Raw genomic sequence first — 22,099 nt, 5'->3', positions numbered from 1 at the left:
TTTTATCATAAAATGTGCCTCAATCCATTCTCTATTATCAAATCCTCAAAATTACCTCGCTAAACTTTTACTTTTCATTCATTTATCGGTGACCATCTCTTTTCGCGACTTGATATCCATAATACGCACATGTTCCATTTCTCGATAGCTCTCTAACTTCAAATCCACAGCTTCTATAAAAATCAAAATTGTTCGCAGAAGTATGTGCAAACCAGTCACCATGTGGTAGCTTTTGCAAACAAAGAGCGACAAGTTTCTTACCTAATCCCTTCCCTCTATATTCACATTTCACAACTAAATTTACTATGTTCGCGACCATGATTCCATCAGAAATGACTCTAACCATGGCAATCATCTCTTCTTCATCCCAAATTGTGAATGCCCATGTTGAATTTTCAAATGCTATCGTGAATTTTTCAATTTGCCAAGAAGGGATATTATCATTGCTCCAACCGGCATCTTCGAATAAAGTCTTAATTGCATATGCAGGTACACCATTCGTCCCCTCACGAATAATAAGTCCATTATGATAAATGTACATGTAATCCCCCCTTTATTTTTATATACCATTCTTCAAAAAATGCAATTAACCTTTTTTCATCCAACGCGCCTAATGGAATAAACGAGAACATCCATCCCATGAAATGAAGTTGTTTTCTCATAACTAAGCCCCGTTTTTCTAGCAACAAAGATTGAGGCGGGGTGGTCCGGATTAATAAGAGAAATCAATTTATTCATTCGTAACGCTTGGAAGCCATAGTCTCGAAATGCTGCCGCTGCTTCTCTCGCATAGCCTTTTCCCCAATACTGAGGTAATAACCAATAACCAATTTCAATTTCCTCTTTTCCATCTATCTGCTGCTTTACTAATCCTGCATGACCAATCCGTATCCCCGTTTCCTTTTCAATTAATATAAATAAACCGAGGCCGTTTTTATAGCTAGGAATTACCCACTCTTCCAAACTTTTTTTACATTGCATATATGTTTTTAAATTCCCATTTCCAATATAGCGCATTACTTTTTCGTTTCCCCATAGTGAAGCGTAGAACTGTAAATCATCCATTGTATATTTACGAATTTGTAAACGGTCTGTATGAAACATTCCTTCACTCCTTTCTACTAATTTCTTCTTAATTTCACAATCATATTTTGTATGCACAATAAGTGTTACCATTTATTATAAATGAATCAACCACATAACACAGAATATTCAATCTTATAGAAACAAAAAAAGCAGTAGACAAATATTGTCCACTGCATCCATATCATAACTAGCATAAAGAAAACTACAATTGAGGGGGGTGTAGGATTTTCAAATATACTAGATACTTATCCCGTTCTAACGGGCGGTAAACTTTCCAATTGTTTCAAGTGAAAAGTTTACCGCACATAAGAACTTCCTTCGTTCATTAAGATAGTATTGCTAAATAATCATATACACGCTTAGATTTCTCTCCACCCATTCGTGCATGTTGAAGAAGAGAAATACCATGAGGACCAGATGCGCGCAATGCTTCTGGTTGAGCTACTAAAATAGCTTGTACAACTTCTAATTCACCAAGCATAGCTGCTGCAAAAATATCCATCCGAGCACCCTTTTCTAGTAAATAAAGAGCAATATCTTTACGACCTACATGTGCCGATGCGCCTAACGCACTTTCCCAATCTGATCCACCCCAATTATAAGAGGCGTGAAGTAAGCTTGGTGATTCAACCAATAGCTCTTGTACTTTCTCTAAATCCCCGTGAGCTGCCATAACAAATTCTCTTACTAATTCAATGGTAATACGCTCTTCTGTTTGCATCGCTCTTCTCCCCTTTTAGAAATTCGTTTCGGTGTAAAAAAAGGCTTGTCACTTCCCTGAAAAATATCTACATCTATGCCAAATACATGTTGAAACATTTCATGGCATAGTACTTCTTCTGGTATACCATCATACTGAATTTTTCCTCGCTTTAATACAAGTAAACGATCGCTATATTGAGCAGCTTGGTTAATGTCATGTAAAACCATTATAATTGTCATTCCAAACTCCTCATTTAATCGTTTCACAAGTTCCATTACTTCCAACTGGTGAACGATATCTAAAAAGGTTGTTGGTTCATCCAATAATAAGACATTTGTACGTTGCGCTAGCGTCATCGCAATCCAAGCACGTTGCCGTTCCCCTCCTGATAAAGAATGTAAAAGACGATATTCATACCCTTCAAGATTTGTAACAGACAATGCCCAATCAACAATTTCTTCATCTTCTTTATTTAAGTGGCTACTCCATGATTTATGTGGACCTCTTCCGAACTCAATTAGTTCTTTCACTGTTAAATCTAATTGATGATCATGCATTTGTGGTAACATTGCTAATTGCTTCGCTACATCAGCACTCTTCATCATATGAATATTTTTCCCATCTAAAATGATGTCCCCTTCGCTTTGTTTCAGTAGCCTTGCTATTAAACGAAGCAAAGTAGATTTTCCCGATCCATTCGGACCAATTAAACTAACGATTTCTCCAGCCTTAATATGTACATTCATATTTTGCATTTGAAATCTTTCAGAGTGTGCGTAAAACACTTTGTTAACGGAAATCACTTTGTTTTCCTCCTCTATGAATTAAATATAAGAAGAACGGACCACCTAAGAAGGACAGTAAAATACCAACAGGCAATTCGATTGGGTCAAACCAACTTCGAGCTATTGCATCCGCAAAAACAAGTAATACCCCGCCGCCAAGGCATGATAAAGGTAGCAAATATCTATAATCATTTCCAACTAATAAACGTAGCATATGTGGTACGACAAGACCGACAAATCCAATAAGACCAGACACACTTACTGCAATTCCAGCTAATAATGTACTTACTACGATTAAATAAAACCGACTTTTTTCCACGTTATGTCCTAATAACTTTGCCATTTCATCTCCAAGCATTAACACTCGAATATGCTTAATACCAAAGAAAGCTAATATAATGGCGAATATTGCATAATAAATAATCATATTTAAATGTGCCCAACTTACACCACCAATACCACCCGCTAGCCACGGTAACACCGATTGTACTTTGTCACTATGTAATAACATTAATGCTGACGTTGCTGCACCAATTAATGCATTGATCGACACCCCTACTAAGACGATTTTTGAAGGTGGTGCCCCTTTTTGCCATGATAAAGCATAAATAACCATCGCTGTTATGAAAGATCCTAAAAACGCCCCTAGTGGTAAAAAAGCTAGATGCTGTGGGAATAAAATCATGATGACAATTGCTACAAGGCCTGCCCCAGATGAAACTCCGATAATACCAGGATCTGCAAGAGGGTTTCTCATAACTCCTTGTAGCAGTGTACCAGATGCAGCTAAACATGTTCCTACTATAAACCCAATGAGCACTCTCGGTATGCGAAGATCCCATACAATTCGATGAACTGTCGAACCTTCATCTTGTATACCCGTTAGAATATCTCGTACAGAAAAGGATAAACTTCCTGCGAAAAGACCGTAAAAGAGACCTAGGATTGTTAATACAACTAAAGTAACTGCTATTATCCATCTTTTTTTCGCAAAAGGATGTTCCTTTTCTCTTACTACTTCACTACTTTCCATAGTATCATTTCCTTACATCTTGTATACTTTTATACATAAAGTCCATTGCTTCTGTAACTTTTGTACCAGGATTAGATCCAAATAAATCAGGTGGCAAAATAACTACGCGGTTTTGTTTTACTGCCTCTAAATTTTTCCACGCTTCATTTTTCATCATTTCGCCTTCGAATGCTTTTTTCACACTTTTTGGATCTCCGTGTGTAATTAAATAAATCACATCTGGATTCGCCTCAATAATACGTTCTACACTTAGCTGTGCATATTGCGGATATTCTTTCGTTTCTGGAAAATCAGAAGCAATATTTTTTCCGCCTGTTTTTTCTAAAATATCACCTGATAAAGATGTTGGTAATGCCGCTAAATAAGTTCCTGGTGCGCCATACACTAGCAATGCTTTCGCATCGCTCTTTTTCTCATATTTCTTCATTTGATCATTCATTTTTTGATTAATTTCTTTTGCTTTATCTTCTTTCTTCATTACCGTTCCATATAATTCAATATTTTTTTGAATATCTTGTACAGAATTCGCAGAAGAAATGATAACTTGCGTTCCTTGTCCTTCAACCGTTGGCACATTCTTTTGGAATCCATTGTTAGCAACAAGTACATCGGGCTTTAAACTAGCAATTTGCTCAAAATTCGGTTGATGTGCATTCCCAATTACTTGTGCTTTCTTTAGCTCATCTGGAAGAGTTAATTTCGTATCCGGGCGACCTACTATTTTTCCACCTAAAGCATGAATAATATCCATGTCCCCCATACTTAATGTTGCAAAACTTTCTGGCACTTTATCGAATGTTACCTTTCTTCCTGATAGGTCGGTAATTTCGATTTTCTCTTTTCCTTTTTCTGTTTTGGTTGCAGACGCTTTTTCGTCCCCTTTGGCACTGCAACCTATTAACAAGAAAAAAATAGATAAAATCGCTGTAAATAGCGTAATAGATTTTTTCATTCCTTCACCTCTAATTGATAATGATAATCATTAACTACTATTCTACTTTAATTGATAAGGATTATCATTGTCAACACGAAACGCATATATTTTCCTACAAAAAAACAAAAAGCGCGACAAAAAGATTTTTTCTTTTCGCTGCGCTCTAGTTAACAATATTATTCACATTCATTTTCCTCTAGCTGGTCACGCATCACTTTCACACGCTGAAAGAAAAAGAACGATAAGCTTAAAAATATAACGATGCTCCCCATCATAACAAAAAATTGGATTGTCTCTTTTGCTCCACTCGGAATCAATAAGCCAACCATTAACAATGTACTTACAGCGAGAAGCATTTGTCCAAACCGAGTATAATCTTCTATTTTTCCTTTTAATTCCTTCATTATATTCTCACTCCTCCATTTCACTGTATCATATTCTATGAAACTGAAAGACCAGTAAATACAGCCATTCTGGGAGATGTTTTCCAATAAAAAAAGAGCCGCTTTTACTGCGGCTCTTTTTTTATCATTATTCACCTTTATATGCTTCCATATAAATTTCTTTCAGCTCTGAAATAAGCGGTAACTTTGGATTAGCAGTTGTACATTGATCTTCAAAAGCTCTTTCTGCTAATACTCCAACAACCTCTTCAAATTGCTCTTTATCGACTCCTTGTCCCGCAATACTCATATTAATATTTAAGCTTTTTCCAAGCTCAATAATTGCTTGGACGAGTGATTCCACCCCTTCTGCTGCCGAACTTGCTGGAAGCCCGAGCATTCTCGCTATATGTGCATATCTTTCATCTGCCACAAAGTGCTCATATTTTGGGAACAATGCGTGTTTTCTTGGCTTAATAGCATTATAGCGGACTACGTGCGGCATTAGAATGGCATTTGCGCGTCCGTGCGGAATATGGAATTCTGGTCCAATCTTATGTGCTAAGCTGTGATTAATACCGAGGAAAGCATTTGCAAATGCCATCCCTGCAATTGCAGAAGCGTTATGCATTTTTTCTCTTGCTTCTTCATCATTTCCATCTTTATATGCTCTCGGTAAATATTTGAATACGAGATCAATAGCTTTTAATGCTAATCCATCTGTATAGTCATTTGCCATAACAGACACATACGCCTCAATTGCATGTGTTAAAACATCCATACCAGTATCTGCTGTTACATGTGGTGGTACTGTCATTACAAATTGTGGATCAACAATTGCTACATCTGGTGTTAATTCATAATCTGCGAGCGGATACTTTATATTATTTTTCTTATCTGTAATAACCGCAAATGGTGTCACTTCTGATCCCGTTCCTGATGTCGTTGGAATCGCAACAAACTGCGCCTTATTTCCTAATTCCGGATATTTACATGTACGTTTTCTTATATCTAAAAATTTCTGTTTAATACCATAGAATGTCGTTTCTGGATGCTCATAGAATAACCACATTCCTTTTGCTGCATCCATAGCTGAACCACCACCAAGTGCGATAATTACATCTGGCTTAAAACTTTTCATCATTTCCGCACCTTTGAAAACAGTTTCATCTGATGGATCTGGTTCGACCTCAAAGAAAACTTCAACTTTCACATCATTTGCATGCTTGTTTAAATAGTGCGCGACTGTATCGACATAGCCATGTTCAACCATTCCGGGGTCCGTTACAATAAATGCACGTGAAATGTTAGGCATATTTGCTAAATAAGCTGTAGCATGTTTTTCAAAATAAATTTTTGGTGGCAGTTTGAACCACTGCATATTCTTTTTTCTATTTGCCAGCCTTTTTATATTTAATAAATGAGTCGCTGTTACATTTTGGGAAACTGAATTCTTTCCGTATGAACCACAACCAAGTGTAAGTGATGGAATAAATCCATTATATATATCCCCTATTCCACCTTGTGATGAAGGTGCATTTACAATGAGACGGCAAGCTTTCATACGTAACCCAAATTGCTTTTGCACATCTTTATTTGTAGAATGGATAACTGCTGAATGTCCTAAACCACCGAGGTTCAACATTTCTTCGCAATATGTAAATCCTTCTTCTAATGAATTTGCCTTCACACAAGCTAATACTGGACTCAGTTTCTCACGGGATAACGGATATGCTGCTCCGATACCTTGAATTTCAGCTACAAGCATTTTTGTATGTCCAGGAACAGTGATCCCAACTAAATCGGCAATATACTGTGCTGATTTCCCTACAATATCACTATTTACTGCACATGTATTTTCATTTATAACGAGCTTTTCTAATTTTTTTCTTTCTTCTTCTGTTACAAAGTAACAACTGTTTTCAATCATTTCTGTTTTAACATCATCATAAATTTCTTTATCGACAATGATTGCTTGTTCCGATGCACAAATCATACCGTTATCAAATGTTTTTGATAAAATCAAATCATTAACAGCTCGTTTTACATGTGCTGATTTTTCTATATAACACGGTACATTACCAGGACCAACGCCTAACGCTGGTTTTCCAGTAGAGTAAGCTGATTTCACCATACCAGCGCCTCCAGTTGCTAGAACGAGTGCTACACCATCATGGTTCATCAATTGTTTCGTCGCTTCAACAGACGGTCTTTCAATCCATTGAATACAGTGTTTTGGTGCACCAGCTTTCATCGCTGCATCATATACGGTTTTCGCTGCTGCCACAGAACATTTTTGTGCGGAAGGATGAAATGCGAAAATAATTGGATTTCTTGTTTTTATCGCAATTAACGCTTTAAACATTGTTGTCGACGTTGGATTCGTTACTGGTGTTACTCCAGCTACTACACCGACAGGTTCCGCGATTTCTATTATTTCTTCATGAGGATCTTCGTGAATAATCCCTACCGTTTTATCTTGCTTTATACTATGCCAAATATATTCAGTGGCAAAAATATTTTTAATGCATTTGTCTTCATATACACCACGGCCAGTTTCTTCAACTGCCAATTTCGCTAGCGGCATATGTTGATCAACACCTGCTAATGCCATTTCATGAACAATGTTGTCAATTTCCTCTTGTGTAAAACTTTCTAATGCTTGTAAAGCTTGTTGACCATTATTTACTAGCGTATCAATCATCTTTTTTACTTCCTGCATTTCATTTACAACTTTCTCTTTGACTACCATGTGAATTTCCTCCTATTCTACTATTACGGTCCTTATATGTCCCTGTAGGTCAAAATAAGTCCCAATTAACACAAAAAAATAGAGATGCTTTCCTACATGAATTTCATTGTTTGTGAAAATTTTCACAAGTTTGTTCGTGAGTAACGTTTCCTGAATTCAATATACATGAAATCATTTCGTTTGTGTATGTCTATTTTGTGAAATGTTTCACAAAAAGACGTAATAAAAAAACGCACTGCTAATATAGAGCAGTGCGTTTTTTATTATGCTAGCGCTTGTGCTAAATCTTCAATTAAATCTTCACCATCTTCAATACCGACAGAAATACGAATTAATGTATCTGTAATTCCTAATTCTTTGCGGCGATCAGCCGGGATTGATGCATGTGTCATTTGAGATGGAATAGAAATTAAACTTTCTACCGCTCCTAAGCTTTCAGCAAGTGTAAAGTATTGTAGTTTCTCAAGTACTTTATTTAATGTTTCTTCACTATCTACATCAAATGAGATAATAGCACCAAACCCGTTTGCTTGTTCTGTTGCTAATTCGTGATTTTGATGTGATTCAAGACCTGGGTAATATACTTTATTTACTTTTGGATGATTATTTAAGAACTCAGCAATAGCACGTGAATTCGTTTCATGTTCTTCCATACGAATTCCTAATGTTTTTAAACCGCGAAGTAGTAAGAAGCTATCTTGTGGCCCAAGAATACCTCCTGTTGAGTTTTGTACAAAGTGAAGATCTTCTGCTAGTTGTGGGCTATTTACAACTACTAAACCTGCAACTACATCACTATGACCTCCTAAATATTTCGTTGCACTATGAAGCACAATATCTGCTCCTAAAGAAATCGGCGACTGCCAATATGGCGTCATGAATGTGTTATCAATAATTGTTAATAGGTCTTTCTCTTTAGCAAGAGTAGATATTTTCTTAATATCAGTAATTTTTAGTAGTGGGTTCGTTGGTGTTTCCACATAAATTGCTTTCGTATTTGGACGAATCGCTTCTTCAACTTCCTCTAAGTTTGTTGTATCTACAAATGTATGCTCAATACCGAAACGGTTTAATACTTTCGTAATAACGCGGTATGTTCCGCCATAAACATCATCTGTTAAAATAACGTGGTCACCTTTTGAGAACAACATAATTGTCGCTGTAATAGCAGCCATTCCTGAACCAAATGCAAATCCAGCATGCCCATTTTCTAATACAGCAATCATTTCTTCTAAAGCTGCACGTGTTGGGTTACCTGTACGTGAATATTCATATCCTTGATGCTTACCAACTGCTTCTTGTTTGTACGTACTTGTTTGATAAATCGGTACGTTTACAGATCCAGTTGAAGGTTCTCCTATGCGAATACCATGAATTAACTTTGTCTTTGCTCTCATTTTTTATTCCCATCCTTTGTATATGTCTTTACTTAAATAGCGCTCACTGCTATCAGGAAAAATCGTTACAATATTTGTACCTGGTGCTGCCTTCTCTGCCTCCAGTAAGCTCGCATGAAATGCTGCTCCTGAAGAGCTCCCAACGAGAAGTCCTTCTTTTTGCGCTAATTCTTTCACTCGTAAAAATGCATTTCGATCAGAAATCGTATGAATTTCATCAAAATAAGATGTCTTCAAAAATGGCGGGATAAATTCCAGTCCAATTCCTTCGGTCTCATGTGAACCAGCCTTACCACCATTTAAAATAGATCCTTCTGGCTCTACGATAACTGTTTTAATATCTATATTTTTTTCTTTCAAATAAGATGCAGTCCCCATAAACGTACCGCCAGTTCCTGCTCCAGCAACAAATATGTTAATCTCTCCATTCAATGCGTCCCACAGTTCAGGTCCTAGTGTTTTAAAATATGCACGAGGATTTGCCTCATTTGCGAACTGACTTGGAGAGTATGAATTCGGTAGTTCATTTACTAACTCTTTTGCTTTAGCAATTGCACCGGTCATTCCTTGCTCAGTCGGTGTATGCACGACCGTTGCACCTAGTGCTTTCATTAATTCTTGTTTTTCAATACTAAATTTCTCTGGTACACAAACAATAACACGTAAATCATGTTCTAATGCTGCAAGTGCCAGTCCAATACCAGTATTCCCAGCAGTCGGTTCAATAATTGTTCCACCCTGGGTAACAAGCCCTTTTTCTAGCGCATCTTCGATTAATTCTCTTCCTAAACGATCCTTAACGCTTCCGCCTGGGTTATAAAATTCAAGCTTTGCAAATAAACGGACTCCTTTCGGAAGTGAAAAACGAGTAATTTCTACAATTGGTGTATGACCAATTAACTCATGAACTCCACGATATACATTCATCGTGTTCTCCCCCTTGTTTGCCAATAAAGAAAAGGCAACTGTATGTATTTTCTTTATATGAGACAGTTGCCTTTTTGTTACATTACTTTAACTCTTCTAACACTTTTACGATAAAGTTTGTAGAATGAAGAGCTGCTTGATCTAAAAACTGATCAAATGAAACATTTGATTCTTTACCAGCAATATCAGAAAGTGCGCGAATGATAACAAACGGAATTTCATATTGGTGGCATACTTGTGCAACAGCTGCTGCTTCCATTTCTACCGCATAAAGATTTTCAAATTTATCACGGATGGCTGCAACGCGGTTCGGATCACTCATAAATGAATCACCTGTTGCAATCATACCTTTTACAACTTGAATATTTTCTTCAGCCTGCATACATTTCTCAGCTAATGCAACTAACGCCTCATCAGCTTTAAATCCAGGCGGCATTCCTGGTACTTGACCATATTCATAGTTAAATGCTGTTACATCTACGTCATGGTGACGAACTTCAGTGGAAATAACTACATCACCAACGTTTAGAGAATGATGGAATCCACCAGCTGAACCAGTATTAATTACTTTTTCAGGCTTATATTTTTCTAATAAAATTGTCGTTGACATCGCTGCGTTTACTTTACCAATACCAGACTTTAACAAGATTACTTCATGCCCTGCTAATAGCCCTTTCGTAAATTCACAACCTGCAACCGTTTCTGTCTCTGCTTGTTCTAATTTATCACGTAAAATACGTACTTCTTCTTCCATTGCTCCAATTACAGCAATTCTCAATCTAATCCCTCTTTCTATTGCTTAGTTGCCTCCATTACCCAAACGAAATGATTTAATCTCGTGAACGTTACATGGAAGCCATTGTTTTCAAAAATAGTCTGCATAACTGGAATACGTGTATAGTATTCCGTTTGCAAATCGTTTGCTAACTGGTGGAAACCTCTTTGTTTTGCTGTTTCAACAGTTTTATCATATGCATCTTGATCTGCAAATATCGTATCAGCAAACACTATTTTACCACCTTTGTTTAGCAATTGACTATACTTCGCAATCGCTACATTTTTTTCATCATCTGTTAAATGATGAAATGCATAGGTGCTTACAATGGTATCAATTGAATTTGAAACTTCAAACGAAAGAAAATCACCGTCTGTAATTGAAAATTCTTTTGGCAATTTCTCTTTTGCAATCATGCGCATTTCACGCGACGGTTCTATACCGTAAACTGTGCGGCCAGCAAGTAATAATTTATTTGTTAAATTACCTGTACCGACACCAAATTCTAATACATTACCAAATGACTTGTTAACTACATCCTCTAGAATGTCCTCATAATGGGCGAAAACTTCTTTATATTGTATATCTTCGCCTTGTACAAATGAGTCGTACGTATGAGCCCACTCATCAAATAAACCATTAAATTCTGTACCCATAAAAATTCCCCTTTTTCTTATCGGTTTTATCAGTATGATATTCCCTCTTTCTAAAAATGTCAATTGAAATGTACATGGTATTTCCTTCTTTTCTTTGTTACACTATAGTTGATTACATAGGAGAGGGGCCGTCTTCATGTCATTTACCTTTGAAATGTTAGAAGATAAAGTAGAGTTTTTTGAAGCGGGAGACTTAGCTTCTTTAGAACGAAAAATTAGTGAACAAATTGATAATAATAAAGCACTTATGCTTGAAGTTCATCACATCTCACATCAAATGGTTATGGATCCTGAAAGTAAAAGACCGTATTATAGCGCGGTTGTTCATTTTAAATTAAAGAAATTGCGTTAACAAAAAAGAGAAGCTCCTAAGGAGCCTCTCTTTTTTAGTTTAGAGTTTGAACAAGTACTGGTTTCCAGCCCTCATTGTCTACCCAATCAATATTTACATAATATCTTTTCCCACTTTGCTTATCTTGAACATCACCATAAGCTTTGCTCTTTCCAGTTTTGTCTCTTCCAACAAAATGGAATACTAATTGCTCTTTCGGTACTTCAACACCTGCAGCAATTGCACTTTGCATCTCATTCCAATCTGATGAACCCTGTTTAAACGTCATCGCTGGTGATGAACCTTGTTCTGTTCCTACAGCTTTCCAAGAAGGTTTTGTATACGCCTCTTTTGCCTTAGATACAGTTTTCTCAGCTGATACTTTCTCGTTAGCTTTCGCTTCTTCTTCAGCTTTTTTCTGTTCTTCTTCAGCCTTTAGCTTCTCTTCTTCAGCTTTTTTCTTAGCTTCTGCTTGCTCTTGTTCTTTTTCTTTTTTCTTAGCAGATTCTTTATCTTCTGATTTTCCAGCTTTCTCATTCTTTGTTGTTTGTTGAGAGACTTTCTTATCAGTAGAAGATGCTTGCTCTTTCGTACTAGGAACGAACAATTGATATGCTACAATAGCTACTAATAGTAATACAATAGCGATTGCAATATTTAAAACACCGTTTTGACGACGTTTTTGTTGTTTCTGTTGGAATCTTGATCCTCCTGCCATTCTCCAAACCTCCATGCAGTTTTTCCTAATTGCTATTGTAACATTAAATCTAGAAAGGTTGAACATTTACAATGATATTTTCATGAAATGAAGACATTTCACTATAAATTGCAAGATTACTTTTCATTCTCCAATTGATAGATTGCTCCTACCATATCTTTAAAAATAGGTGTAACTTTATTCACTTTGCTATCAGTCTCTAGATCAACAGCAACTAAAGCATATCTTGGATTCTCATACGGAAAATAACCTGCAAACCAGCGATTCACCCTCGTCCCTTTCCCTGTTTGCGCTGTCCCGGATTTTCCAGCGACACTTAGTGGCAACGAACGGAATGCCGTTCCTGTTCCTTTCTCCCTTGTTACAACGCCTCTTAATAACTCTTGTAATGTTTTCACTGTTTCATACGAAAGCTGTTTTCCATTTAACGCATGGCTCTCAAATGTAAAAAAATCCGCTCCATTTTTATATACTATTTTTTCAACTGCTTTCACTTCCATCTTTTCTCCATTCCTCGCAATCGTCGCCATCATATTTGCAATTGCTAGAGGTGATATACGTACATCTTTCTGTCCAATTGCTGTTTGTTCTACCGCTTTTTTACTATTTTTATTTTCTTCATTCCCCCAAATAGTAGTACCCTTTTCTTCTGGCATTTGCTCAAAATGAGGTGTATGAAATACAGAACCTTTCCATCCAACCTTTTCATTTGCTCCTAAAGCTGCTACGTATGTTTCTAGCACCGTCTTATCCTTTTGTAATAGCTCGTTACCTAACTCGGAAAATGTCCTGTTACAGCTCCTGGCAAAGCTCTCTTTAAAGTTAAGTGTACCCATCCTAACTTGCGGGTCGTTTTCACCATATAAATCTTTATTACAGTTAAATGTCCGATTAAACAAATTTACTTTTTGATCAATGACTGCAGCTGCAACTACTGTTTTAAAAACAGAGCCTGGAAAATGTGGCGTTAACATTTGATTTTCAAGTGTAGTTTTATATAAATTCTCATCCCTTACTTGTAAAGACGGCTTACTAGCCATCGCTAATATTTCATTTGTCTTTACATCAAGTAATACTAGTCCCCCCTTCTTTATTTCATTCGCTTCAATCACTTCTTCTGCTTTTTGCTGCAACTCTTTATGTAAAGTAGTTTGAATCCTAACTGGATAAAATGGATTTCCTGGTGAAGTGTATTTCGCTTGCTTTCCGAAAATTGGTTCTCCTTGCCGATCTACTTGATATAATACTTTTGCCTCTCCATCAGTCAATAGAAATTCATCAAATGATTGCTGTAATCCTGAAATACCTATCGGCGTTTGTTTTGAGATTCTTTTCAATTCTCCATATCGCTTTTGAAACTCCCTTTCGTTCTCCCCTACATCACCAATTAAATGATTTATCTCTCCAGTTTGTTTTAATCGCACTTCAGCTGCTACAATACCTAATACATGTAATTCATTTACCTTCTCCATCTGCTCTCGTGTCACTCGAAATGGAGCAGTTTCTCCTTGTAGTGTAAATGCATTTTTATTATTTTTCATTTGTCTTCTAATCTCTTGTCTCGACACACCAATGATATGCGCGATTTTCTCTAACATGTCATTTTTTATTTGTAAAAATGGAAAAATAATTAAAACAGGATATTTTTCCTCACCTATTTTTTTACCATTACGATCTATAAACTGCCCACGTCCATCGTCTACTGTAATGGATTGTGTGCGTTGCGTAACACTTTTTTCAATTAAATTTATTTTGCGATCAGTAAATGATTCTGTATCTATAATTTGAATTTGGATTAAACGACAAAGCAATACAAACATAACGCTCATAAAACAAATTAAAACAATTGTAATTCTCCGTTTTATTTTCATAAAAAACACCTCGTCTATTGTAGTTTAGACGAGGTACTATTTTATTTATACAATCTCCAAAACAAAAACAGATATTATATAAGGCTATTATTGTTTCTTTGGCTTCTCTAAAAATTTCATAAGAAGCGATCTAAATTCAGTTTCATTCACTCCAGTGTTTTTAGCAACTTCAATTACAGTGGTTGTTACATTAGCCGCTATTTTTAAATAATCCTTACTAAGATTATCCATTTCATTTCTTTTTTCTTTTGCATTCTCAACTGTTACAGAATCAATACAAGTAATCATCTTATCTACAATATGTAAATAATTATTTTGTGCATCTATTATTTTTTGAATATCATCTTTATTACTTACTTTCGATTGTTTTAAATATGTATATGCTTGATTCACTTCATCTTTTAAAATTTTATCATTATTCTTCGCCTGTTCTTGTAACATATTCTTCATATCATCTATTGTTTTTTGATCCATCGAATCTCGCAATAAATAATCTGGATTCCCAATTGCGTAATCATACTTAATCGTTACATCTTGAAATATTTTCATGACAATTGCTAATTGATACGCTACATCAAAATCATTAAATTCCTTTTTATCTTGTGGATTTTCTAAGGCTTTTAAACTCTCAGTTGCTTTAATATCCTTTTTTTCTTCTTGCTTCACTTTTTCTCCCTTTGATGATGTAGTTTCTTCATTCGTTCCGCATGCAGCAAGTCCTAATATGGAGATACTACAAACCAATCCTGTAAAGATTTTATGTTTCATAATTAGCCCCTTTTCCCTTTTAAAACCTATGGTCTCTAATTATGATATCAAAGCTTAAAGTGTTTTTTTGACATTTTTTGTCGAATCACTCTAAGGTTTACACAATTTTTTTCATTCTACAGAAAAAAAAGATTCTCCCGATAGGAGAATCTTTTTTTTTATTTTACAGAGACAATCTCTACTTGCATTTCTCCGCCTGGTGTTTGGATTGTTACTTTCTCACCAATTTGCTTACCTAATAAGCTTTTTGCGATTGGAGAATCGTTAGAAATTCTTCCTTCGAATGGATCAGCTTCCGCGCTACCTACGATTGTATACGCTTCTTCATCTCCGTTTGGTAATTCTTTAAATGTTACTGTTTTACCTAATGTAACAACAGTAGATACTTCGCCAGTATCTTTAATGATAACTGCGTTACGAATCATATTTTCTAATTGTGTAATACGTCCTTCTACGAACGCTTGCTCATCTTTCGCTGCATCGTACTCAGAGTTCTCAGAAAGATCCCCGAAGCTACGTGCGATTTTAATACGTTCTACTACTTCTTTACGTCTTACTGTTTTTAATTGCTCAAGTTCGTTCTCTAGTTTTTGCTTACCCTCTTGCGTCATAGGGTATGTTTTTTCTGTTGACATATTTTCCACTCCTTTTATATACCAATCCCCCGAAAAAAAAGAGGAGTTCCATATGAAAACTCCTCCGCTTCCATTGTTAGCGGAGGTTTCTAGTACCCTTGCACTAGCGGAGTTGTCACATACAACCCCGTATTTCCAATTCTTCTTTATATAAAGAAGATATGTATGGAAAGTTGATATAAATATGCCCTCACCTATATATAGATGAGGTTGCATGTTTCATTGTATTCGATAAGAAGGGAAAAAATCCCTTCCTACCGTATATCTTTTACTATGCTATTACAAATTTACTTTTTGTTCAAGAATTGTTGCAATTTTTGTCACCATAATATCAATTGCAACGTGGTTTTGTCCACCTTCAGGGATAATAATATCCGCAAATTTCTTAGAAGGCTCAATAAATTGATTGTGCATTGGACGTACAACATTTACGTACTGATCAATAACTGAATCCATCGTACGACCGCGCTCTTTAATATCACGTTGCATGCGGCGCAGAATACGAAGGTCAGCATCCGTATCAACGAATAATTTAATGTCCATTAACTCGCAAAGACGTGGGTCTTCTAAAATAAGAATTCCTTCTAAAATAATTACATCTTTCGGCTCAACCGGAATAATTTCTTCTGAACGCGTATGCAATGTATAGTCATATACAGGCTTATCAATTTGCTCATATGCAAGCAACTGCTGCAAATGTTCAATTAACAGATCATTATCAAACGCAAGCGGATGATCATAATTTGTTTTTAAACGCTCTTCCATTGGTAAATGGCTTTGATCTTTGTAATAATAATCTTGCTCTAAGATTAAAATAGAATGACCTTTAAAATGGTCAAAAATCGCTTTCGTTACACTCGTTTTACCTGATCCCGAACCACCAGCAATTCCAATTACAACAGGCTTATTCGTCCCCATTCGACTATCACTCTTTCTTATTGAAGTATGCTTTTGCGCATCATATTATTCACATACACTCGTTGATCCACTTTGAATTTCACGATTTGCAACGGATGTCTCGCTGCATCTAATTCGTTTCCATCCTCATCCCAAATTTTCTCCACCGTTTGCGTAAAGTTTTCTATTTCTGGTCCAAAGAACTCCACTTCATGTCCTGGTTTGAAATGATTACGTTGCTCAATCGTTACGATGCCCGTTTCTTCATTATAATCTAACACTAAACCAGCAAAATCATACGTTGTTTTCTTACTATGATTTCCAAACATTTGCTCTTGATGTCCTGGAACCCCTTCAAAGAATGCAGGAGCTGTATCACGATTTGCACATTTATCAAGCTCATCTAACCATTCTTGTTTAAACTCAAAGTTATCTGGATCCGCACAATACGCATCAATTACTTTACGATATACAGTTGCTACAGTCGCTACGTAATGGATTGATTTCATACGTCCTTCTACCTTTAAGCTATCGATTCCGATTTCAATCATTTTTGGAATTGATAAAATTAAATTTAAATCTTTTGGACTCATCGCAAAGTGAGCATCTCCTTCTTGGAATAGAGGAAGCTCTTTTGCATCTTTATGTTGTGATACTGTTTGAACTAAATCATAATCCCAGCGGCAAGATTGGCAACAACCACCACGATTAGAATCACGCGCTGTCATATGGTTACTTAATGTACATCTTCCTGAATATGCGATACACATTGCACCATGGACGAACGCTTCAATTTCAATATCCACTTTTTCTTTAATTTCTTTCATTTCTTCATAGCTTGCTTCACGAGCTAATACAAGACGATGTAAACCTTCTTCTTTCCAATACTGTGCTGCTTTCCAGTTGGATAGTGATTGCTGTGTGCTTAAATGCACCTCAACAGAAGGCGCTACGCGTTTACAAGTCTCAATGATAAGCGGATCAGCAACGATAATTCCCGTTACGCCAGCTTTTTCAATCCCTTTTAAATATTCCTCTAGCCCGTCCATATTTTCATTATGTGCAAAGATATTTGTTGTTACGTATATTTTTGCTCCATACTTCTTTGCAAACTCAACGCCTTCTGCCATTTCTTCTAGCGTAAAGTTACCTGCATTCGAACGAAGACCAAATTCTTGTCCACCTAAATATACAGCATCTGCCCCGTAATGGATAGCTACTTTTAATTTTTCTAAGTTACCCGCAGGGATTAACAGTTCAGGTTTCTTCACAATAACACGTTTGCCATCGATCACTCGTGAAATTTCTTGTACAGTCATTTCCTACACCCTCCTCGTTTAGTAAACCGTTTCTTTAAAGAAGAATCCTGTATCTAACGGACGATTTACTGGTTGCATTTCTTCTATTTCTTTATATAGATCATCTTTCACGTCATAATATGCATCACGATCTTCTACGCATAAATCAATCGCTTGACGATATTTCTTCGTTACTTCAATAATGTATTCAGAGCTTTTTAGTACACCGTCGATTTTTAAGCTATCAACTTCAGCATCGATTAGTTCCTCTAATTCATCGATGAAACAAATGTCGTTCGGACTCATAATGTGAGTACCATTTTCATCTTCATAAATTGGATATTTATTGTTACGCTCTGGGTCATATAAGAACATATTCTCTTCATATTTTTTCTTTTCAATGTCAAGATTACGTCCTTGATACTCAAAGTAGTTTCCTACTAATGAACGCTTCGATTGGAACATACAAGTCATACCGTGAATTTGTACTTCCAGTTCCACTTCAGCATTTTCTTTTAAATCAACAATTTCATCTAAGCTAAGCTCACGAGCTAATACAGCACGCTTTGATCCTCTTTGTCCCCAGTAATTACAAGTGAACCAGTTTGTTGCTGTCGTTTCTGTATTCCAGTGCAACTGCATATTTGGTGCTACTTCACGAACAGCCATTAATACCGCTGGATCTCCGAAAACAATTGCATCTACATTTACTTCGTTTAAAAATGAAATGTAATCTGTTAATTCTTCTACTTTATCGTTGTGGAACATAGCGTTCATGGCTACGTATACTTTCACACCATTTTCATGTGCAATCTTCACAGCTTGTTTTACATCTTCACGTGAAAACTCCCCTGCTAAACGTAAACCAAACTTTTGCTCACCGATCATTACCGCATCTGCTCCTGCTTTCGCAAGTTGTTCGACATCCGCCACCGCTCTTGGCGTTACTAACAATTCAGGTTTCTTCATACCTTGGTCACCCTCTCTTTTTACTAACAGCTACTCCATCACCAATTGGGAAAATCGTTGTATCATATCCTTCATGGTTCATAAGCCACTCATTGTACGTCTTAATACGACGGATTAAACCACGTGTACGTCTGTTTTCAATTTTCTCTTTTGTCGTTACAAGACCGTGGTACATAACATTATCTGAAATAATTACGCCACCAGGATTTAATAACGGTTCATATAAGTCAAAAAAGCGACGATACTGTCCTTTTGCTGCATCAATAAAAATAACGTCAAATGTCCCGTGTTCTTTTACTTGTTCACCTGTCTCTAACGCATCACCGTAAATAACTGAAATACGATCTGTTACTGGGGAACGTTCTATATATTCAAGTGCTTTTTCATATCGCTCACGATTGCGCTCAACTGTCACAATACGTGAATTTGGAATAGCTTGCATCATACGAATACTAGAATAACCGATTGCTGTTCCAAGTTCTAAAATGCTTTTCGGTCCAATTAAACGTAAAAATTGCAGCATAAATTCCATTCCAAGTCGATCCATAATCGGCACATGATTTTCTGTTGCATATTCTTCCATTTCAAGAATTAATTTATCTTTCGGATCAATAAATGATAATAGGTACTCGTTAACTGCATCCTCCATAAATGGTCCTCCTTATTTACATGGAGAAGTGCCTCTATGACGTCTTTTCACACATAGAATGCAATAAAAATACAAGCCAGCTTTATCCTTAGCTTGTACGTCCCGTTTTGATATTAAAAACGATTCTTCTGCCAGTTTTTAACCCGATATATTTTACCACAAAAAAGAGGGATGTGCGACTTTTTTCGCTATCCCTCCCCATTTCACTATTTTTTCGTAATGTATTTTTGCTTTAATGCATTATGCTCTTCTAATGTTTTCGCATAGTACACTTCACCACTTGGTGCAGCTAAGAAATAATAATAATCTGTTTGCGCAGGTTCTAACGCAGCTTCTACTGAATGTTTACCAGAGTTTGCGATCGGCCCTACCGGTAATCCTTTTACAACATACGTATTGTACGGTGAGTTGACCTTTAAATCTTCGTATAATACACGTTGTTTATGCTTTCCAAGTGCATATAATACCGTTGGATCCGTTTGAAGCGGCATACCTTTTACTAAACGATTATAAAAGACACTAGAGATCTTTTGACGATCTGTAAAACCAGTTGCCTCTTCTTCAATAAGTGAAGATAATGTTAAAAGCTGATGAACATCCCAATTCTTCGCTTTCATTTTCGCCTCATTTTGAACAATGATTGCATTTGTTTTCTCAAGCATTGGAATTACAATTTCTTCTAACGTCGTATCTTTCTTATAAAACGAATACGTTGCAGGATATAAATAACCTTCTAATGGGTATTTAATATTGCTATCAAAGATTTTATCCGTTAATAACTTCGGATACTTTTGCTGCATTTTTTGAATAAATGCTTTATCGTTTAATTGACGCGTAACATCATCTTTATTCCACTTTAGTTCTGTCGCAATCGTTTCTGCAATTTCAGTTACTTGCGCCCCTTCTTTAATCGTCACTTTATAAAGAGCTGGACGATGCACGTTGCCAGATGACATTTGTTCAATCACATCTTCAGCATTCATTGAAGGATTTAATAAATATGTACCTGCTTGTAAACTTTTCGATTTAGCCTTTGTATAAAAACTAAAAACTGTACCGTTTTTTACAGCGCCTTTTTCTTCTAAAATTTCTCCAATTTTACTTGTAGATGATCCTTTCGGAATTTCTACTTCAATCTCTTTTTTATTCCCGCTATCAACTGGTCCTAATGCGGATGAAATATACGCATAGACTGAACCACAAACTAAAAGCAGTGCAATAATCGAAAATAAAAAGATACGTCTACGCTTCTTTTTCACTTGATTCTCTATCAAAACATTTCCTCCTTACTTAATTGTAGACCGTATGTACACCTTTCTATACAGCACGATGTAAAAACGCAAAAAATTCACTTATCTTTTTTAATTGACACTTTATTTTTCTACAATCCGTCTCATTATACTACAAAGACTTACACAGTTTCGACAAAAAATCTTTCATTTTACATATAAATACAAAAAAAGATGGACTGTATGTCGTCCATCTTTTCAGTACTTATTATTCAGCTTCTTGCTCATCAGCTAGAGTGTTGAACATTTCTTGTACCATTTCCCACTCTTCTTCAGATTCGATTGGAAGTAAAGTTCCGCCCTCTTCTTCATTTTGCTCATAAGCCATTGCATCATAAATTTGGTCTCCATCTTCGTCTACTTCACCGATTGGAGAGAAGACTACGTATGATTTTTTTCCAAATTTTTCAGCGTCAAAAGTGAAAATAATTTCACATAAATGTTCGTTACCTTTTTCGTCTACAATTGTAATTTGATTTTCTTCCATTTTGGTCACCTCTTATTTACTATCTAAAAATCCTTGTAAGATTACGACTGCAGCCATCTTATCAATTACTTGCTTTCGCTTCTTACGGCTTACATCGGCTGAAATGAGCAGACGTTCCGCTGCCATTGTTGACAAACGCTCGTCCCACATTACAACGTCTAATTGTAACAGCTCTCGTAGGTTTTCTGCAAATTGTTGGCACGCTTCACCACGCGGGCCAATTGTACCATTCATATTTTTAGGTAAACCTACTACTATCTTGTCCACATTGTACTGCTTTACTAACTCAGAAATACGATCAAAACCAAAGTGACCTCGTTCTTCGTTAATCTTAATTGTTTCTAATCCTTGTGCTGTCCAGCCCATTTCGTCGCTAATTGCAACTCCGACTGTTTTTGTACCTACATCTAAACCTAATATCCGCATAAACTACTCCTCACGATGATGTTTCAAGTAAGACTTCACAAGCTCTTCAATTAACTCATCACGTTCAAGCTTGCGAATGATGCTACGTGCATCTTTATGGCGAGGTATGTATGCTGGGTCTCCACTTAATAAATAACCGACGATTTGGTTAATCGGATTATAGCCTTTTTCTTGAAGTGCATCATACACAGTTAAAAGTACATCATTTACATGGACACTCTGTTTTTCATCTTGAATGCTAAACTTCATTGTTTTATCAAAACCGTCCATTTCAAGCACCTCACTTATATAGTAAGTATAGGGAGAAGAACTTCTCCTCTCCCTACCATT

Annotated in this window: 25 protein-coding genes; 1 reads left to right on the top strand and 24 read right to left on the bottom strand. The window is 36.2% G+C overall.

Features of this window, described 5'->3' with window-relative positions:
* Window positions 1–82 precede the first annotated feature (82 nt).
* From ACQGSG_RS03445 to ACQGSG_RS03390, 12 genes are all read right to left on the bottom strand, one after another.
* Window positions 83–541, bottom strand: a complete 459-nt coding sequence (locus tag ACQGSG_RS03445) for a GNAT family N-acetyltransferase (protein WP_000276114.1) — start codon at window positions 539–541, stop codon at window positions 83–85.
* A 56-nt stretch (window positions 542–597) separates the two neighbouring features.
* Window positions 598–1,176, bottom strand: coding sequence for a GNAT family N-acetyltransferase (locus tag ACQGSG_RS03440; RefSeq protein ID WP_142330218.1), 579 nt, complete (start codon window positions 1,174–1,176; stop codon window positions 598–600).
* A gap of 235 nt (window positions 1,177–1,411) precedes the next feature.
* A complete protein-coding gene (locus ACQGSG_RS03435) occupies window positions 1,412–1,807 on the bottom strand; it encodes an ankyrin repeat domain-containing protein (RefSeq protein WP_001192763.1) in 396 nt (131 codons plus the stop codon).
* The gene (locus ACQGSG_RS03430; protein ID WP_000626525.1) at window positions 1,774–2,592 is read right to left on the bottom strand and encodes an ABC transporter ATP-binding protein; all 819 of its coding nucleotides are present in this window, start codon (window positions 2,590–2,592) and stop codon (window positions 1,774–1,776) included. The genes ACQGSG_RS03435 and ACQGSG_RS03430 overlap by 34 nt, the downstream gene beginning before the upstream one ends.
* Entirely contained in the window at window positions 2,579–3,607 is a 1,029-nt protein-coding gene (locus ACQGSG_RS03425) for a FecCD family ABC transporter permease (RefSeq protein WP_000445963.1), read from the bottom strand. The genes ACQGSG_RS03430 and ACQGSG_RS03425 overlap by 14 nt, the downstream gene beginning before the upstream one ends.
* A 4-nt stretch (window positions 3,608–3,611) precedes the next feature.
* Entirely contained in the window at window positions 3,612–4,559 is a 948-nt protein-coding gene (locus ACQGSG_RS03420; RefSeq protein WP_000748453.1) for an ABC transporter substrate-binding protein, read from the bottom strand.
* A gap of 158 nt (window positions 4,560–4,717) precedes the next feature.
* A complete protein-coding gene (locus ACQGSG_RS03415; RefSeq protein ID WP_000661265.1) occupies window positions 4,718–4,945 on the bottom strand; it encodes a YrhC family protein in 228 nt (75 codons plus the stop codon).
* Between the two features lie 127 nt (window positions 4,946–5,072).
* On the bottom strand, window positions 5,073–7,676 hold the full coding sequence (adhE, locus tag ACQGSG_RS03410) for a bifunctional acetaldehyde-CoA/alcohol dehydrogenase (RefSeq protein WP_048567733.1): 2,604 nt from the start codon (window positions 7,674–7,676) through the stop codon (window positions 5,073–5,075).
* Between the two features lie 263 nt (window positions 7,677–7,939).
* Window positions 7,940–9,073: a bifunctional cystathionine gamma-lyase/homocysteine desulfhydrase gene (locus ACQGSG_RS03405; RefSeq protein ID WP_001201908.1), complete on the bottom strand. Its 1,134-nt coding sequence runs from the start codon at window positions 9,071–9,073 to the stop codon at window positions 7,940–7,942.
* Window positions 9,074–9,076: 3 nt separating this feature from the next.
* Window positions 9,077–10,000 carry an O-acetylserine dependent cystathionine beta-synthase gene (locus tag ACQGSG_RS03400; RefSeq protein ID WP_001103881.1) on the bottom strand — a complete coding sequence of 308 codons (924 nt, stop codon included), beginning with the start codon at window positions 9,998–10,000 and terminating at the stop codon, window positions 9,077–9,079.
* A gap of 82 nt (window positions 10,001–10,082) precedes the next feature.
* Entirely contained in the window at window positions 10,083–10,778 is a 696-nt protein-coding gene (gene mtnN, locus ACQGSG_RS03395) for a 5'-methylthioadenosine/S-adenosylhomocysteine nucleosidase (protein ID WP_001217024.1), read from the bottom strand.
* A gap of 14 nt (window positions 10,779–10,792) precedes the next feature.
* Window positions 10,793–11,431 carry a class I SAM-dependent methyltransferase gene (locus ACQGSG_RS03390; protein WP_325842928.1) on the bottom strand — a complete coding sequence of 213 codons (639 nt, stop codon included), beginning with the start codon at window positions 11,429–11,431 and terminating at the stop codon, window positions 10,793–10,795.
* 136 nt (window positions 11,432–11,567) lie between these two features.
* Here ACQGSG_RS03390 and ACQGSG_RS03385 point away from each other — a divergent pair, with 136 nt between their 5' ends.
* Entirely contained in the window at window positions 11,568–11,783 is a 216-nt protein-coding gene (locus ACQGSG_RS03385) for a YrzA family protein (RefSeq protein ID WP_000010984.1), read from the top strand.
* Between the two features lie 34 nt (window positions 11,784–11,817).
* Here ACQGSG_RS03385 and ACQGSG_RS03380 read toward each other — a convergent pair whose 3' ends face one another.
* From ACQGSG_RS03380 to ACQGSG_RS03325, 12 genes are all read right to left on the bottom strand, one after another.
* Complete coding sequence (locus tag ACQGSG_RS03380; RefSeq protein WP_000897099.1) at window positions 11,818–12,480, bottom strand: YrrS family protein; 663 nt, start codon at window positions 12,478–12,480, stop codon at window positions 11,818–11,820.
* Window positions 12,481–12,596: 116 nt separating this feature from the next.
* On the bottom strand, window positions 12,597–14,351 hold the full coding sequence (locus ACQGSG_RS03375; protein ID WP_325842929.1) for a penicillin-binding protein 2: 1,755 nt from the start codon (window positions 14,349–14,351) through the stop codon (window positions 12,597–12,599).
* An 87-nt stretch (window positions 14,352–14,438) separates the two neighbouring features.
* The gene (locus ACQGSG_RS03370; protein ID WP_214631611.1) at window positions 14,439–15,119 is read right to left on the bottom strand and encodes a hypothetical protein; all 681 of its coding nucleotides are present in this window, start codon (window positions 15,117–15,119) and stop codon (window positions 14,439–14,441) included.
* 158 nt (window positions 15,120–15,277) lie between these two features.
* Complete coding sequence (greA, locus tag ACQGSG_RS03365; protein WP_000102591.1) at window positions 15,278–15,754, bottom strand: transcription elongation factor GreA; 477 nt, start codon at window positions 15,752–15,754, stop codon at window positions 15,278–15,280.
* Between the two features lie 279 nt (window positions 15,755–16,033).
* Window positions 16,034–16,672 carry a uridine kinase gene (gene udk / locus ACQGSG_RS03360; RefSeq protein WP_000537078.1) on the bottom strand — a complete coding sequence of 213 codons (639 nt, stop codon included), beginning with the start codon at window positions 16,670–16,672 and terminating at the stop codon, window positions 16,034–16,036.
* Between the two features lie 17 nt (window positions 16,673–16,689).
* Window positions 16,690–17,970, bottom strand: a complete 1,281-nt coding sequence (locus ACQGSG_RS03355; protein ID WP_000217974.1) for a peptidase U32 family protein — start codon at window positions 17,968–17,970, stop codon at window positions 16,690–16,692.
* Window positions 17,971–17,988: 18 nt separating this feature from the next.
* A complete protein-coding gene (locus ACQGSG_RS03350; RefSeq protein ID WP_325842930.1) occupies window positions 17,989–18,918 on the bottom strand; it encodes a peptidase U32 family protein in 930 nt (309 codons plus the stop codon).
* Window positions 18,919–18,925: 7 nt separating this feature from the next.
* Window positions 18,926–19,567 (bottom strand): O-methyltransferase, encoded by a 642-nt coding sequence (locus ACQGSG_RS03345; protein WP_000389102.1) that lies wholly within the window; start codon window positions 19,565–19,567, stop codon window positions 18,926–18,928.
* Window positions 19,568–19,773: 206 nt separating this feature from the next.
* Window positions 19,774–20,841, bottom strand: coding sequence for an endolytic transglycosylase MltG (mltG, locus tag ACQGSG_RS03340; RefSeq protein WP_325842931.1), 1,068 nt, complete (start codon window positions 20,839–20,841; stop codon window positions 19,774–19,776).
* A 223-nt stretch (window positions 20,842–21,064) separates the two neighbouring features.
* A complete protein-coding gene (locus tag ACQGSG_RS03335; protein ID WP_000392247.1) occupies window positions 21,065–21,343 on the bottom strand; it encodes a DUF1292 domain-containing protein in 279 nt (92 codons plus the stop codon).
* A 12-nt stretch (window positions 21,344–21,355) separates the two neighbouring features.
* Window positions 21,356–21,769 carry a Holliday junction resolvase RuvX gene (gene ruvX, locus ACQGSG_RS03330; protein ID WP_001221193.1) on the bottom strand — a complete coding sequence of 138 codons (414 nt, stop codon included), beginning with the start codon at window positions 21,767–21,769 and terminating at the stop codon, window positions 21,356–21,358.
* 3 nt (window positions 21,770–21,772) lie between these two features.
* Window positions 21,773–22,039 (bottom strand): IreB family regulatory phosphoprotein, encoded by a 267-nt coding sequence (locus ACQGSG_RS03325; protein WP_000348590.1) that lies wholly within the window; start codon window positions 22,037–22,039, stop codon window positions 21,773–21,775.
* Window positions 22,040–22,099 lie beyond the last annotated feature (60 nt).

The organism is Bacillus sp. GMa5/1 (assembly GCF_050172015.1).
Classification (GTDB): domain Bacteria; phylum Bacillota; class Bacilli; order Bacillales; family Bacillaceae_G; genus Bacillus_A; species Bacillus_A cereus.
The sequence above is the reverse complement of the archived record's forward strand: the minus strand, read 5'-3'. Positions and strand labels throughout refer to the sequence as shown.

Coding starts and splice junctions, on each gene's coding strand:
- ACQGSG_RS03355 (WP_000217974.1), bottom strand. CDS start 17,970: ATGACTGTACAAGAAATTTCACGAGTGATCGATGGCAAACGTGTTATT.
- ruvX (WP_001221193.1), bottom strand. CDS start 21,769: ATGCGGATATTAGGTTTAGATGTAGGTACAAAAACAGTCGGAGTTGCA.
- ACQGSG_RS03350 (WP_325842930.1), bottom strand. CDS start 18,918: ATGAAGAAACCTGAATTGTTAGTAACGCCAAGAGCGGTGGCGGATGTC.
- udk (WP_000537078.1), bottom strand. CDS start 16,672: ATGGGGACGAATAAGCCTGTTGTAATTGGAATTGCTGGTGGTTCGGGA.
- ACQGSG_RS03440 (WP_142330218.1), bottom strand. CDS start 1,176: ATGGTAACACTTATTGTGCATACAAAATATGATTGTGAAATTAAGAAG.
- ACQGSG_RS03420 (WP_000748453.1), bottom strand. CDS start 4,559: ATGAAAAAATCTATTACGCTATTTACAGCGATTTTATCTATTTTTTTC.
- ACQGSG_RS03335 (WP_000392247.1), bottom strand. CDS start 21,343: ATGGAAGAAAATCAAATTACAATTGTAGACGAAAAAGGTAACGAACAT.
- ACQGSG_RS03325 (WP_000348590.1), bottom strand. CDS start 22,039: ATGGACGGTTTTGATAAAACAATGAAGTTTAGCATTCAAGATGAAAAA.
- ACQGSG_RS03445 (WP_000276114.1), bottom strand. CDS start 541: ATGTACATTTATCATAATGGACTTATTATTCGTGAGGGGACGAATGGT.
- ACQGSG_RS03380 (WP_000897099.1), bottom strand. CDS start 12,480: ATGGCAGGAGGATCAAGATTCCAACAGAAACAACAAAAACGTCGTCAA.
- ACQGSG_RS03435 (WP_001192763.1), bottom strand. CDS start 1,807: ATGCAAACAGAAGAGCGTATTACCATTGAATTAGTAAGAGAATTTGTT.
- ACQGSG_RS03375 (WP_325842929.1), bottom strand. CDS start 14,351: ATGAAAATAAAACGGAGAATTACAATTGTTTTAATTTGTTTTATGAGC.
- adhE (WP_048567733.1), bottom strand. CDS start 7,676: ATGGTAGTCAAAGAGAAAGTTGTAAATGAAATGCAGGAAGTAAAAAAG.
- greA (WP_000102591.1), bottom strand. CDS start 15,754: ATGTCAACAGAAAAAACATACCCTATGACGCAAGAGGGTAAGCAAAAA.
- ACQGSG_RS03415 (WP_000661265.1), bottom strand. CDS start 4,945: ATGAAGGAATTAAAAGGAAAAATAGAAGATTATACTCGGTTTGGACAA.
- ACQGSG_RS03370 (WP_214631611.1), bottom strand. CDS start 15,119: ATGAAACATAAAATCTTTACAGGATTGGTTTGTAGTATCTCCATATTA.
- ACQGSG_RS03390 (WP_325842928.1), bottom strand. CDS start 11,431: ATGGGTACAGAATTTAATGGTTTATTTGATGAGTGGGCTCATACGTAC.
- ACQGSG_RS03400 (WP_001103881.1), bottom strand. CDS start 10,000: ATGAATGTATATCGTGGAGTTCATGAGTTAATTGGTCATACACCAATT.
- ACQGSG_RS03405 (WP_001201908.1), bottom strand. CDS start 9,073: ATGAGAGCAAAGACAAAGTTAATTCATGGTATTCGCATAGGAGAACCT.
- ACQGSG_RS03385 (WP_000010984.1), top strand. CDS start 11,568: ATGTCATTTACCTTTGAAATGTTAGAAGATAAAGTAGAGTTTTTTGAA.
- ACQGSG_RS03345 (WP_000389102.1), bottom strand. CDS start 19,567: ATGGAGGATGCAGTTAACGAGTACCTATTATCATTTATTGATCCGAAA.
- ACQGSG_RS03425 (WP_000445963.1), bottom strand. CDS start 3,607: ATGGAAAGTAGTGAAGTAGTAAGAGAAAAGGAACATCCTTTTGCGAAA.